Origin of the sequence: Rhodanobacter humi (assembly GCF_041107455.1) — a bacterium.
GTDB lineage: Bacteria > Pseudomonadota > Gammaproteobacteria > Xanthomonadales > Rhodanobacteraceae > Rhodanobacter_A.
This window is the reverse complement of record NZ_JBGBPY010000001.1, coordinates 3,612,059-3,625,006: the sequence shown is the minus strand read 5'-3', so window position 1 is coordinate 3,625,006 and position 12,948 is coordinate 3,612,059. Positions and strand designations below refer to the sequence as shown.

The window sequence follows — 12,948 nt, the reverse complement described above, 5'->3', positions numbered from 1 at the left end:
TCCGGAAAACCCATCATGCTGAAGCCGACGATTGCCGGCCTGGCCTGCCTTTGCCTTGCCGCCTGCGCCACCCATCTCATCGATCGCGACGTGCAGCGCCTGCACGCCCAGCGCGACTGCCGGGTACGTGCCGCCGTTGCCCCCGCCTATGCCGTGGACAGCACTGGCGTCGGCTTGCGCAACGTCGCGTTCGATCGCTGCATGCGCGCGGCCGTTCTCGCGAAGGGGCGGTAAGCGCGCTCCGTCGCTGTCCCATCTTCCGGTCGATGGCCGACTGCATTCCCGGCGGACGCGCGCTCGTCGCGGCACCGGCAGCCATGGCGCGCTGGTCGACCAGCGGCAAGTTGATGCATCACCGCCATGGAAGCACCTCGCGGCACGCACCTAGGCGCCGATGCACTGCACCCCTGGATCACCGGTGCACCGCGATGCGCGGCGACTTCAGCGCCAGCCAGCCGCCCGCGCCGTGCGTTCCTGCCGCGCATCGAAAACATTGCCGCGCAAGCGCGCATCGATCGCGGCCTGCACCGCTGGCGGCAACTCGCTGGCCGCTTGGCGCAAGTCGCCACCTTCGGGCAGGACCGAAGGCCCCAGCACGGGCAGCGCCCAGCCCGCGGCGGAATGGCAGGCAAGCCCGGCGCGCGACGGTGGTATGCGGATGGTGAAAGTGCGGCAGATATCCCCGTCGGCAGAACGGAAACTCAGACCGATCGCAACCGGTGCACGCGCATCCGGCGCGCTCGCCAGTTCGTGGTCGAGCGCGCGGGCCAGCGTGCCCGCGGCGAATTGCTGACCACCCTGCGTGCGCACCAGGGCGCTGCCGGATTGCCACCACCACAGGCCGGCGGCAAGCATGGCCAGCGATGCCGCAAGCGCGGCCCCCGGCAACCACCGGCTGCGCATCGCATGGCGACGGACGGCGGCCGTGCCGCGTGCATCGAATGGCACGACCGTCGCCGCCGGCGCGGACCGCGGCTGCAACAGCGCGGACAGATGCTCAGGCACCGGTTCGTCCAGCACCGGATCGAACGCGGCCCGGAGTCGCGCATTCAGGGCCTGCAACTGCCGTACGCGGCGGGCCAGTGCCTCGTCCTGCGCCAGTGCGGCATCGACGCGCGCACGCGCCGCGGCGTCGAGTTCGCCGTCCACGTAAGCCTGCAAGGTGTCGTCGTCGATCGGATTCATGCATCGTTCCCAAGATGGGCCTGCAAGCTGGCACGGGCACGGGCCAGGCGACTGGTGACGGTGCCCACCGGCACCTCCAACAAGGCGGCGGCCTCGTCGTAGGACAGGCCTTCAACCAGCACCAGCGCCACCACTTCGCGATGGTCCGGCGGCAACATCGCCAGCGCCTGCGCCAGTTCCATCTGCTGCGTGCGCCGCGCTTCGCTGCCATCGGCCACCGCCTCGCCGGCTTCCTCCGGCGCGAACACATGCTGTGCCCGGCCGCGCGCGCGCAACTCGTCCCGCCAGGCGTTGCGCGCAATCGCGAACACCCACTTGTCCAGCGCGGCGTCCGGCCGCCACTGCGCGGATCGGGCGAGCGCGCGTTCCAACACGATTTGCACCAAGTCGTCGGCATCGGCGACCTGCCCGGCCAACGCCCGCGCGAGACGGCGCAGGCGCGGCAGCAACGGGATCAGACCTTCGCGCACGGCATCGCTCGAATGCACGCATCACCTTCCATTACGTCTGGCGGGGCGGATTCCTTCCCTCGCGCGCGACGGCGCGGTTCGGGGGAATAAAGCGAGGCAATGCTAGCATCTGGCCCCATCGTCCCCGAGGTGCATGGCGATGCCACCGCTACGCGTTTCCACCCTGTTCGTGCCGATGCTGCTCGTGCTGCTGTCGCTAGGCCGCGCCGCACCGGCGCAGGCGCAGGTGCTCGGCCCGCTGCAGCGCCTGCCCAGCAGCCTGCCGCTTCCCGCCACGCCGCTGCCCCTCAGCGTGCCCGCGACGAACCTGCGCGGCGTCGACGACCTGCTGCAGCAGACGCAAACCCTCAGCCGCAAGCTGCAGATCCGCAACCTGCTGCGCAGCGAGCCGCGCCGCGTCGACGTCGATCCGCGGGGCGCGCCGATCCTGCGCGGCGAATTCCTCGTCACCGGCCTGACGGGAGCGTCGCTCGACGCGGTGCGCGCGCTGGGATTCGAGGTGGCGCCCGCGACCGCGGCGGACACGACGCTGGGATTGGACTTCGCAGTCCTGCACGACACCCGCGGCCGCGGCACGGCGGCGGCACTGCGCGCGCTGCAGCAGGCCGCACCGGCGGCGACCTTCGCCTACCAGCACCTCTACCTGCCGGCAGGCGGCGGCGATGCAGGCACAACCAGCACGCCCGCCACGCCGTCATCCACCGCAACAGCGCACCGCATCGGACTGGTCGACGGCGGCGTCGACCCGAGCGATCCCGCGCTGGCGCAAGCGCACATCGAACGCTACGGCTGCACGAAACCCAACCCGTCGCGACACGGCACGGCGGTCGCCGCGCGCCTCGTCGCCGGCGATCCGGACACCTTGTACGCCGCCGACCTGTGGTGCGGCGACGCGGTCGGCGGCACCACCTCCGGCCTCGTCGACGCGCTCGCGTGGATGGCCGGCGCAGGCGTGCCGGTGATCAACATCAGTCTGGTCGGGCCCGACAACCCGGTGCTCGCGCGCGCGGTGCAGGCGATGATCGCGCGCGGCCACGTGCTGGTCGCCGCGGTCGGCAACGACGGACCCGCGGCGCCGCCGCTCTTCCCCGCGGCCTACCCCGGCGTGATCGGCGTCAGCGGCGTCGACGCGCACGACCGCGTGCTGCCCGAGGCGGCCAGCGGCGCGCAGGTGGCGTTCTGCGCGTCCGGCGTGATCGGCCACGGCCGCGCGATGCTGCGCGGCACCTCGTTCGCCGCGCCGATCGTGGCGCGCCTGGCCGATCGCCTGCTGGCTGCGCCCCGTCCGGACGCCGCGGCCCGGGTGCTGCAATCCCTGATCGGCGAGGCGCATGCGCTCGGCCCGCGCTGCGGCCACGGCCTGCTGTCGCCGGGAAACTGAACGTTTTCCAACCGCGCCCGCGCGTCGCGGAAGGATCGCCCAGGCCCACGCGTAATGGACCCTGCAAGCCGCGGATTCGCCGCCGGCAGGAGGTCCTTCCATGCGCAACACGACACTCAACCTCACCCTGCTCGCCGGCAGCCTGGCCTTGGCCGCGATCACGCCGACGCACGCCCAGGTCCTGGGCAGTGGCGGCCTCGCCGGCAGGCTGGGCGGCCAGGTTCCCGCCATGACCGGGCAACTGGGTGGCCAGATCGGCGGCTCCGCGCGCGGCATGGGCGCCCTCGACCTGCCCGACATCAATCGCCGCGCCGCCGAACGCCGGGCCGAACGCCTGCGCCAGCGTGCCGCGTCGAACGCCGCTGCGACGACGCATGCCGTGACGCAAACCGCGACGCAAACCGCGACGCAGGCAGCCCTTCCGTCGAATAGCCAGGCGAGCGCGAACGGCGTCGCCAGCCTCGCCGGCGCTGCGAACGCCAACCATGCCGGCCAGACCGCGGCGAACGCCGCGGCCAACCTGGGCGCCGCCGCGACCGGTGGCATCGACGGTTCCGGGATGCGCGATGCGGCAACGGGCGCGGCTGGCCAAGCCGTGGGCCAGGCGCGTTCCGCGGCTTCGTCGGCCGCAAGCAGTGCCCGCGGCGCGTTGAACGGCGCGCGCAACGCAGCCGGCAATGCAGCGGCAAACGCCGAGGGCGCGGCCGGACAAACCATCGGTAATGGCGTGTCCTCGGCCCAAGGCGCCGGCGCGCTCGCGACGAATGGCGCCGGCAACGCTTCCTCGCCTGCGGGTTTGGTCGACTCGAGCACGGCGAGCCAATCGTCGGGCCAGGCGTCGGGCAACCAGTCCGCTCCGTCGTCACAGACGTCCAAGCCCATGAGCAGCGCCGACAACCGTTCGGCCCATGCATCGGGCGCGGCTGCCGGCAACGGCAGCACGCAGGCCGGTGCCGGTTCGATGTCGGGCGCGCAGGGGTCTGCGGCCGCCAGCGGTCAGGCCGGTGCCCAGGGCTCGGCCAATGGCGGCCTCTCCGCCTCGGCGCAGGCCGGCGGCAGCGCCAATGCGGACGCGCAGCAGCACTGAGGGTTTGCGGTTTCTCAACCTCTCGGCCCGGCCACGGATGGCCGGGTGACCACGGCAACAGAAAGCCCCGCATGGCGGGGCTTTCGTGTGTGCAGCGAGCGGCGATCGGTGCTCAGGCGAACGGATCGTCCAGCACGATGGTGTCGTCGCGATCGGCGCCGGTGGCGACGATGGCGAGCCTGCAGCCGGAGAGTTCCTCCACCGCACGCAGGTAGGCGCGGGCGGCGGCGGGCAGCTTGTTCCAGTCGCGGATGCCGGCGGTGGATTCCTGCCAGCCGGGGAACTCCAGGTACACCGGCTTGCACTCGTCCCAGCCGTCCGCGTCCAGCGGCGCCAGCTCGCGGCGCTTGCCGCGGTATTCGTAGGCGATGCAGACCTTGATCGTCTCCAGGCCATCGAGCACGTCGAGCTTGGTGATGGCCAGGCCGTTGATGCCGTTGATCTGCACCGCACGCTTCAGCGCCACCAGGTCGATCCAGCCGCAGCGGCGCGGACGGCCGGTGCTGGCGCCGAACTCGTTGCCGACCTTGCGCAACCGCTCGCCCATCTCGTCGTGCAGCTCGGTGGGGAACGGGCCGCCGCCCACGCGGGTCGCGTAGGCCTTGCAGATGCCCAGCACGTAGTCGATGTCGTGCGCGCCCACGCCGGTGCCGGCCAATGCGCCGCCCACCGTGGTGTTGGACGAGGTGACGTAGGGGTAGGTGCCGTGGTCGATGTCGAGCAGCGCGCCCTGCGCGCCTTCGTACAGGATGTTGCCGCCGTCCTTGCGCACGTCGTGCAGGATGGTGGCGACGTCGTCCACCAGCGGGCGGATGTATTCGCCCCAGGCCAGCGCGTCCTTCAGCACGGTGTCGTAGTCCACCGGCTCGGCCTTCAGCCACTGGGTGAGGATGAAGTTGTGGTAGTCCACCGCGGTCTTCAGCAGCGCGGGCAGCTCGTGCGGGTACATCAGGTCGGCCACGCGGATCGAGCGGCGCGCCACCTTGTCCTCGTAGGCCGGGCCGATGCCGCGGCCGGTGGTGCCGATCGCGCTCTTGCCGGCGGCGGCCTCGCGCGCTTTGTCCACCGCGATGTGGTACGGCATGATCAGCGGCGTCGCCGGGCTGATCTTGACGCGCGAACGCACGTCGACACCGTTCGCCTCCAGCTCGGCGACTTCCTTGATCAGCGCTTCGGGCGAGAGCACCACGCCGTTGCCGATCAGGCACAGCGCGTCGTCGCGCAGGATGCCCGAGGGAATCAGGTGCAGCACGGTCTTCTTGCCCTTGATGACCAGGGTATGGCCGGCATTGTGGCCGCCCTGGAAGCGCGCCACCGCGCTGACCCGTTCGGTCAGCAGGTCGACGATCTTGCCCTTACCTTCGTCGCCCCACTGCGCGCCGAGGATGACTACTGACTTGCCCATGATGTTCTCGCTCAAGTTTGAAGCGCCCTCACAGGGGCGCGAAAAGATAACCGTGTCGGCGCCTGGCTGCCGTGAACTCATCCGGTGCCGCACGCGCCATGTCGCCATCCCGGCGACGCGGCGCTCAATGCTTGGCCGGCTCCGGGCTCCCGAAGTAGCGCAGGAATTCCGAGTCGGGCTTCAGGATCAGCACGCCGTTGCCGTCGTCGAACGACTTCTTGTAGGCGGCGAGGCTGCGGTAGAACGCGAAGAATTCCGGGTCCTGGCTGTAGGCCTGCGCGTAGATCGCCGCGGCCTGCGCGTCGCCCTCGCCGCGCACCTTGGCGGCGTCGCGCTCGGCGTCGGCGCGCAGCACCTGGCCCTGGCGGTCGGCATCGGCCTTGATCTTCTCCGCCGCTTCCTGGCCGGTGTAGCGCAGTTCGTTGGCCAGCTGCAGGCGTTCGGCGCGCATGCGCTTGTACACCGATTCGCTGACCTCGTCCGGCAGGTCGATGCGCTTGATGCGCACGTCGACCACGGCGATGCCGAGGTTCTTCTGCGCCGAGGCGTCGGTCTGCTGGCGCACCCGCTCGGTGATGTCCTTGCGGCCGCCCGAGATCAGGTCCTGCAGCGTGCGCGCGTTGAACTCGAAGCGCAGCGCGTCCTTGATGATCGGGGTGAGCCGCTGCTCCGCCTGCAGCTGGTCGCCGCCGGTGGCGCGGTAGTAGGCCGCGTTGTCGGCGATCCGCCACTTCACGTAGAAGTCGACGTTGACGCTCTTCTTCTCGGAGGTGAAGTAGCGCTCCGGCTGCGCGTCCAGCGACAGGATGCGCTTGTCGAAATGCAGCACCTGCTGGACCACCGGCAGCTTGAAGTGCAGGCCCGGCGCGTAGTCGGTACGCATGATGCGGCCGAACTGCAGCAGCAGCGCGCTCTGCCCCTCGCTGACCACGAACATGCTGTTGAGGCCGAGCAGGGCCAGCAGCACGACGGCGATGATCGCGACGATCCTCTTCATGGCTGGCCTCCCTTGGCTGCGGCCGCATCGCTGCCGGAGCCGGCCGAAGCCGAGGTCGCCGCGGCGGCCTTGCCGCCGGTGTCGACGGCATCGCGCGCCTTTTCACCGGCCGGCAGGTTGATGATGTTGCGGCCGCCGGAGCCGTCGATCACCTTCGGGTTGTCGGCCATCACCTGTTCCATCGTTTCCAGCCACAACCGCTTGCGGGTCACCGCGGGCGCAGCCTTGTATTCCTTCAGCAGCAGATCGAAGCGGGCGGCGTCGCCCTGTGCACGGGCGATGCGCTCGGCCTGGTAGCCGGAAGCCTCGGCGGCGATGCGCGCCGCGTCGCCGCGCGCCACCGGCACCACCTTGCTGGCATAGGCCTGCGCGGCGTTCTCGATGCTCTGCTTGTCCTCGCGCGCATTGTTGACGTCGTCGAAGGCGTCCTTCACCTCGGCCGGCGGCGCCACGTTCTGGAAGCTCACCTCGGTGACGCGCAGGCCGCTGTGATAGCTGTCCAGCGTCTTCTGCAGCGCCTGCTGCGCCTCGGTCACCAGGTTGGCGCCGGCGGCGGAAAGGATCTGGTCCATGTCGCTGGAACCGATCACAGAACGCACGGCCGCCTCGGCCGCCGCGCTGACGCTGCCGTCCGGGTCGTTCACCGAGAACAGGTACTTGCGGGCATCGTCCACCTGGTACTGCACGGTGAAATCGACGGTGATGATGTTCTCGTCGCGGGTCAGCATGGACACGCGGTCGTTGACCGAGCGGATGCGCGTGGCCTCGACCTTGTCCACCGCCTCGATCGGGCGCGGCAGCTTGAGGTGGAAGCCCGGCGGCAGCGTGCGCGAGTACTCGCCGAAGCGCAGCACCACGCCGACCTGGCGAGCGTCGATGATGGTGTAGCTGCTCATCAGCAGGCCCACCACGACCAGCACGATGATCGCGGTGAGGATGCCGCCGGGGCCGCGGCCCAGCCGGCCCAGGTGATCGCCGAGGTTCTTCAGCAGCTGATCCGCCGAGAACTTGTTGCTGTTCGGGCGCTGCCGGTTCCAGGGGTCTTTCTGCCCGCCACCGGGTTCATTCCAGGCCAATGTCAGTCTCCTTCGGGCCGCTGGGGAGGCCGGCAAACCGCGCCGGAACACATCAGGTTGAACAGAAATCGCATGAGGCGTGACCGGGCTGCCTGTCGAGGTGGCGCCGAAGATTTTTCGGCCGCGCAAACGATTGGGATTCTAGCAGAGCGTGGCGGAATCCGGGGCTGGAGCGACCAGCAGCGCACGCAGCAACTCGGTTTCCGCCGCGCTGCCGCCGTTGAGCGGCGCGATCACGCTGCGCGGCGCGTCGATGCGTAGACGCCAGCCGTGCTCGTCCACCTGCTCGCCGGCGATCGCACCCACCGCCTTAAGCCGCGCATGCAGCCGCCCGGCCGTCAGCGGCAGGCGCAACTCGGACTGCACCCGCTCGCCACCGAGCAACTCGCCCAGCGCCTGGCGCAGCAGCTCGATGCCCGCACCGGTGGCGGCCGACAGCCACACCGCCTGCGGCCTGCCCTCGGCATCGCGGTCGATGCGCGGCTGCATCCCGGCTTCACCTTCCATCAAATCTATCTTGTTGAACACCCGCAGCTGCGGCACGTCGCCGGCGCCGATCTCCTCCAGCACCTGGTCGACCACGCGGCGCAGCGGCTCGCGCTCCTCGTCGGCGGCATCGCTGACGTGCAGCAGCAGGTCGGCGTCGCGCGCCTCGGCCAGGGTGCCGCGGAACGCCGCGACGAGGTCGTGCGGCAGCTCGCGGATGAAGCCCACGGTGTCGGCGATCACCGCCGGGCCGCAGGCGAGGTCGTCGAGCCGGCGCACGGTGGGATCGAGCGTGGCGAACAGCTGGTCGGCGGCATACACGGCGCCGGCGGTGAGCGTGTTGAACAAGGTGGACTTGCCGGCGTTGGTATAGCCCACCAGCGCCACCCGCGGCACCGTGTTGCGCAGGCGCGCACGGCGCTGCTGGCCGCGCTGGGTCTGCACTTTCTCCAGACGCTTGGTGAGCTGCTTCACCCGCTCGGCGAGCAGGCGGCGGTCGGTTTCCAGCTGGGTTTCGCCGGGGCCGCGGTTGCCGATCGCACCGCCGCGCTGGGCGTCCAGATGGGTCCAGCCGCGCACCAGTCGCGTGGCCAGGTGCTTGAGCTGGGCCAGCTCCACTTCCAGCTTGCCTTCGTGCGAGCGGGCGCGCTGGGCGAAGATGTCCAGGATCAGGCCGGCGCGGTCGACCACGCGCGCACTGAGGTGCTTTTCGAGGTTGCGCTCCTGCACCGGGCTGAGCAGGTGGTCGACCAGCACCAGGTCGGCGTCCAGCGCGCGCACCATCTCGGCCAGTTCGTCGGCCTTGCCGCTGCCGATGTAATAGCGCGGGTTCGGCGCCTCGACCCGGGCGGTGACGCTGCCCAGGATCTCGGCGCCGGCGGATTTCACCAGTTCGGCGAATTCGGCGGCGCGACGCTCGGCGTCGCCGCCACCGCGGGCATGCGGGAGCACGAGGACGGCGCGCTCGCCTTTCTTCTGACGATCAAACACGTGGGACGACGGCCTCTGTGCGTGGACGGAACCGGAGGGATTCCGTCTTCATGTGGGCCGACCGGCGATCAATCAAGCATCCGGTGCGTCGGCGGCCGGGGCGGCATCGGCATGCCCCTCGTGGCCGTCGTGACCCTCGTGGCCATTGCCGAGGCGCACGTTGCGGCTGGGCACCACGGTGGAGATGGCGTGCTTGTAGACCATCTGGCTGACCTGGTTGCGCAGCAGCACCACGAACTGGTCGAACGATTCGACCGTGCCCTGCAGCTTGATGCCGTTGACCAGGTAGATGGCCACCGGAACGCGCTCGCGGCGCAAGGCGTTCAGAAAAGGATCCTGCAGCGATTGTCCCTTGGACATTTCTTGTTCTCCCCTGAGCGGCGAACCGGCCGGGGAAAAAACGCCTGCGGCGCCCCGGCCCAACAGCATCGATGTTAACCGGGTTCAAGGGCTTGAAGGAAGCGGTTTTTTGGGGAATCGGCGCACGAAAACGAGGCCTCGCCACGGCCACTCATGCCGGCGTGCCGAGGAACAGTCGCACGGCCTCGCCTGCCCGCGTCAGCGGCGGTGCCCGCTCCGGATCGAACACCCGCGCGTCCAGCTCGGCGCGCAGCCAGGTGATCTGCCGCTTGGCCAGCTGGCGGGTGGCGAAGATCGCGCGCTCGCGGAAGCCGGCAGCGTCCGATTGCCCATCCAGATGCTCCCAGCCTTGCCGGTAGCCCACCGCGCGGATTGCCGGCAGGTCGGCGTGCAGGTCGCCGCGGGCGCGCAGCGTGCGCAGCTCGTCGAGGAAGCCCGCCGCCAGCATCGCGTCGAAGCGCTCGGCGATGCGCGCATGCAGCGGCGCACGGTCGGCGGGCAGCAACGCCAGCTTCAGCACGCGCCACGGGAACGCTTCGCCGCGACCGCCGCGCTGCAGTTCCGACAGCGGCCGCCCGCTGAGGGCTATCACCTCCAGCGCGCGCTGCAGGCGCTGGGCGTCGTTCGGGCCGATGCGTGCGGCGGCCGCGGGATCGAGCCGTGCCAGCCGCGCGTGCATGGCCGGCCAGCCGATGCACGCGGCCTCGTTGGTCAGTCGGGCGCGGAGCGCCGGATCGGCCTCCGGCAGCTCGGACAGGCCGCGCTGCAACGCCCGGAAATACAGCCCCGTGCCGCCCACCAGCAACGGCACCCTGCCCCGCGCCGTGATCGCGCGCATCGCCGCCAGCGCGCCGTCGCGGAACTCCGCCGCGGAGTACGGCCGTACCGGATCGCGGATGTCGATCAGCGCATGCGGATGGCGCGCCAACGTGGCTGCGTCGGGCTTCGCCGCGCCGATGTCCAGGCCGCGATAGACCAGCGCCGAATCCACGCTGACCAGTTCCACCGGGAAACGATCCGCCAGCTCGCAGGCGAGCGCGGTCTTGCCCGAGGCCGTGGGGCCCATCAGGAAGATCGCGAGCGGGCGGCGGTCGAGGCTCATGCGTCACGGCAGGGAAAACGGATGCGCAAGGGTAACCCAGCGCAGCTGCGCAAAACTTCGGCAATCCGTGCCAAGTGCTTGTCGCGACGGAGCGAAACGGACTTGTCCACATGCTTGTCCAGCAGGTATCCACATCTGCTGTGGATAGAACCGTGCGCCGAAAAACGAAGGGCCGCCCGGAGGCGGCCCTTCGCATCGCGCGTGGTGCGGCTTACTTCGCCGGCACGCCCATTTCCTTGAGCAGGTTGTCGGCGTGGTCGAGCTGGTGCATCACCCACAGCATGTAGCGCACGTCCACCTGGATCGAACGGTTGAGCTGCGGGTTGAACAGCCAGTCGCCGCTGACCGACTCCCAGTTGCCGTCGAAGGCGAGGCCGACCAACTGGCCGTTTGCGTCCAGCGCCGGCGAACCGGAGTTGCCGCCGGTGATGTCGAGGTCGGCGAGGAAGTTCACCGGCAGCGTGCCCAGCTTGGGCGAGGCGTAGCCGCCGAAGGCCTTGGCCTTGATCGTGGCGAGTTCGGCCTTCGGCGCGTCGAACGGCTCGACGCCGGTGGCCTTCTCCACGATGCCTTGCGCGGTGGTGAACGGCGCGTAGCTCACGCCGTCGCGCGGCGCCACGCCCTGCACGTTGCCGAAGGTGACGCGCAGCGAGGAGTTCGCATCCGGGTACACCGGCAGGCCCTGCGATTCCTTCCACGCGATCATCGCCTGCATGTAGCGCGGGCGCAGCTTGCTCATCTCGCCGGCGCGGGCATCCTGCGCATCCTCCAGCTTCTGCAATTCCGGCTGCACTGCATTGGCGAGCTTGAGCATGCTGTCGTTGCTGGCGGCGATGGCCTGGCTGTCGGCCGCGAACCACTTCATGCGCTGGTCGACCTTGCCGAGCTGGCTCCCCGCATACAGTGCGGCAACCTTGGCCTTGAGCTGCTCGGGCGTCTTCGCGCCGCCCAGCCAGGCGTCCAGCGCCGACAGGCGCTGCGCCTGCGGCAAGGCCACATAGCGCGTGAGGCCGTAGACCATCAGCTGCTGGTCCACGCCCGCGTCGTAACGGCGGTCCAGCTGCTTCAGGCCGCCTTCGATGCGCACCCAGTCGCGCTGCTGGTAGCCGGCGTCACGCTCGAGATCAGCCTTGGGCCGCTCCTTCGCCAGATGCACCAGGCGCACCGCGGTGCTGAACAGCGACGAGCGCTCGACCAGGCCCAGCGCGAGGTTGCGGTCACGGTTGTCGCGCTCGGCGGCGATCGCCGCGCGCAGCTTGCCGATGTCCGCGGCCAGCGCAGTGTTCTCCGTGCCGCCCTGCTGCTTCAGCCAGGCTTCCAGCTGCGCTTCCTGCGCGCGCTTCACTTCCACCGCGTCGGCACGACGCAGGCCTTCGAGCTGGCCGCCGAAGTTCTTCAGGTAGTTGTTGAGGCCGGCGACCATGCTGGCGTACTTCACCGCCACCTTGGGATCGGCCTTGCCGGCGGTGTTGATGATGTCCAGCGTGTCCTGGTAGATGCCGATCTGGGTGGGATAGGTGTAATCGATCGCACTCTGCACCTCACCCGCGAGGCGGTAGCGGTTGGTGCGGCCCGGGTAGCCGGTGACCATCACGTAGTCGCCCGCCTCCACGCCCTTGGCGTTGACCTTGAGCACGTGTTTCGGGCGATACGGCACGTTGTCCTTCGAGAAAGCGGCGGACTTGCCGTCCTTCGACACATAGGCGCGGAAGTAGCCGAAGTCGCCGGTGTGGCGCGGCCACATCCAGTTGTCCACGTCGCCGCCGAACTTGCCGATGGACTGCGGCGGCGCGTAGACCAGGCGCACGTCCTTGATCTCCAGCTGTTTGATGAGCTGGTAGCTGTAGCCACCGTGGAAGGTGTAGACGTCGCAGCGGTAGCCCTCGCTCTCGCAGTCCTTCACCTGCTGCTTGATCGCCTGCTCAATCGCCTTGTAGCGTTCGGCGCCGCTCATCTTGTCGTTGAGCTTGGCGTTGATGTCCTTGGTGACGTCGCGGATTTCCTCGGTGACGAAGATGCGCGCGGACGGGCCGGCGGAGAGCTCTTCCGCTTTGGTCTTGGCGAGGAAGCCCTTGTCGATCAGGTTGTTCTCCGGCGTGGAGTTCAGCTGCAGCGCGCCGTAGACGCAGTGGTGGTTGCTCACCGTCAGGCCCTCGGGCGAGACGAAGGAGGCGGTGCAGCCGCCCAGACTCACGATCGCGCCCAGCGGATAGGCGGTGAGGTCGGCCAGCGTATTCGGGGCTAGCTTCAAGCCGTGCTGCTTCAGCGTGGCGGCGATGCCCGGAAGCTGGGCGGGCTGCCACATGCCTTCGACGGCGTGGGCGGACGAGATCAGGCCGAGGGACACGGCCGCGGCAAGCAGGAGACGACGCACGATAAACCTCCAGAGGAAAACCGCCGCGGCCGAAA

General features: G+C 69.7%; 12 protein-coding genes. 3 read left to right on the top strand and 9 right to left on the bottom strand.

The genetic code is table 11. The annotated features are described in order from the left end of the window. Nucleotides 1–15: 15 nt before the first annotated feature. A complete protein-coding gene (locus tag AB7878_RS16015) occupies nucleotides 16–234 on the top strand; it encodes a hypothetical protein (protein WP_369495318.1) in 219 nt (72 codons plus the stop codon). Nucleotides 235–441: 207 nt separating this feature from the next. Here AB7878_RS16015 and AB7878_RS16010 read toward each other — a convergent pair whose 3' ends face one another. Together AB7878_RS16010 and AB7878_RS16005 are read right to left on the bottom strand one after the other, a co-directional pair. Next, nucleotides 442–1,185, bottom strand: coding sequence for an anti-sigma factor family protein (locus AB7878_RS16010; RefSeq protein ID WP_369495317.1), 744 nt, complete (start codon nucleotides 1,183–1,185; stop codon nucleotides 442–444). Then, nucleotides 1,182–1,673, bottom strand: coding sequence for an RNA polymerase sigma factor (locus tag AB7878_RS16005; RefSeq protein ID WP_369495316.1), 492 nt, complete (start codon nucleotides 1,671–1,673; stop codon nucleotides 1,182–1,184). Before AB7878_RS16005 ends, AB7878_RS16010 begins: the two co-directional genes overlap by 4 nt. A 121-nt stretch (nucleotides 1,674–1,794) precedes the next feature. Between AB7878_RS16005 and AB7878_RS16000 the strand changes: the two genes are divergently transcribed. Next, a complete protein-coding gene (locus tag AB7878_RS16000; RefSeq protein WP_369495315.1) occupies nucleotides 1,795–3,036 on the top strand; it encodes a S8 family serine peptidase in 1,242 nt (413 codons plus the stop codon). Nucleotides 3,037–3,136: 100 nt separating this feature from the next. After that, on the top strand, nucleotides 3,137–4,123 hold the full coding sequence (locus AB7878_RS15995) for a hypothetical protein (protein ID WP_369495314.1): 987 nt from the start codon (nucleotides 3,137–3,139) through the stop codon (nucleotides 4,121–4,123). Between the two features lie 112 nt (nucleotides 4,124–4,235). Here the strand turns inward: AB7878_RS15995 and AB7878_RS15990 are convergent, their stop codons facing one another. The 7 genes from AB7878_RS15990 to AB7878_RS15960 all read right to left on the bottom strand — a co-directional run bounded on the left by AB7878_RS15990 (nucleotide 4,236) and on the right by AB7878_RS15960 (nucleotide 12,913). Continuing rightward, nucleotides 4,236–5,528 carry an adenylosuccinate synthase gene (locus AB7878_RS15990; protein WP_369495313.1) on the bottom strand — a complete coding sequence of 431 codons (1,293 nt, stop codon included), beginning with the start codon at nucleotides 5,526–5,528 and terminating at the stop codon, nucleotides 4,236–4,238. Nucleotides 5,529–5,652: 124 nt separating this feature from the next. Next, the gene (gene hflC, locus AB7878_RS15985; RefSeq protein ID WP_369495312.1) at nucleotides 5,653–6,525 is read right to left on the bottom strand and encodes a protease modulator HflC; all 873 of its coding nucleotides are present in this window, start codon (nucleotides 6,523–6,525) and stop codon (nucleotides 5,653–5,655) included. Further along, a complete protein-coding gene (gene hflK / locus AB7878_RS15980; RefSeq protein ID WP_369495311.1) occupies nucleotides 6,522–7,601 on the bottom strand; it encodes an FtsH protease activity modulator HflK in 1,080 nt (359 codons plus the stop codon). The genes hflC and hflK overlap by 4 nt, the downstream gene beginning before the upstream one ends. Nucleotides 7,602–7,742: 141 nt before the next feature. Further along, nucleotides 7,743–9,077: a ribosome rescue GTPase HflX gene (gene hflX / locus AB7878_RS15975; RefSeq protein ID WP_369495310.1), complete on the bottom strand. Its 1,335-nt coding sequence runs from the start codon at nucleotides 9,075–9,077 to the stop codon at nucleotides 7,743–7,745. A 72-nt stretch (nucleotides 9,078–9,149) separates the two neighbouring features. Then, nucleotides 9,150–9,437, bottom strand: a complete 288-nt coding sequence (gene hfq, locus AB7878_RS15970; protein ID WP_077485463.1) for an RNA chaperone Hfq — start codon at nucleotides 9,435–9,437, stop codon at nucleotides 9,150–9,152. A 151-nt stretch (nucleotides 9,438–9,588) separates the two neighbouring features. Then, nucleotides 9,589–10,539, bottom strand: a complete 951-nt coding sequence (gene miaA / locus AB7878_RS15965; RefSeq protein ID WP_369495309.1) for a tRNA (adenosine(37)-N6)-dimethylallyltransferase MiaA — start codon at nucleotides 10,537–10,539, stop codon at nucleotides 9,589–9,591. A gap of 211 nt (nucleotides 10,540–10,750) precedes the next feature. Next, entirely contained in the window at nucleotides 10,751–12,913 is a 2,163-nt protein-coding gene (locus AB7878_RS15960; protein ID WP_369495308.1) for a S46 family peptidase, read from the bottom strand. Between the last annotated feature and the right edge of the window lie 35 nt (nucleotides 12,914–12,948).

Coding starts and splice junctions, on each gene's coding strand:
- AB7878_RS16015 (WP_369495318.1), top strand. CDS start 16: ATGCTGAAGCCGACGATTGCCGGCCTGGCCTGCCTTTGCCTTGCCGCC.
- AB7878_RS16010 (WP_369495317.1), bottom strand. CDS start 1,185: ATGAATCCGATCGACGACGACACCTTGCAGGCTTACGTGGACGGCGAA.
- AB7878_RS16000 (WP_369495315.1), top strand. CDS start 1,795: ATGCCACCGCTACGCGTTTCCACCCTGTTCGTGCCGATGCTGCTCGTG.
- AB7878_RS15995 (WP_369495314.1), top strand. CDS start 3,137: ATGCGCAACACGACACTCAACCTCACCCTGCTCGCCGGCAGCCTGGCC.
- AB7878_RS15990 (WP_369495313.1), bottom strand. CDS start 5,528: ATGGGCAAGTCAGTAGTCATCCTCGGCGCGCAGTGGGGCGACGAAGGT.
- hflC (WP_369495312.1), bottom strand. CDS start 6,525: ATGAAGAGGATCGTCGCGATCATCGCCGTCGTGCTGCTGGCCCTGCTC.
- hfq (WP_077485463.1), bottom strand. CDS start 9,437: ATGTCCAAGGGACAATCGCTGCAGGATCCTTTTCTGAACGCCTTGCGC.
- miaA (WP_369495309.1), bottom strand. CDS start 10,539: ATGAGCCTCGACCGCCGCCCGCTCGCGATCTTCCTGATGGGCCCCACG.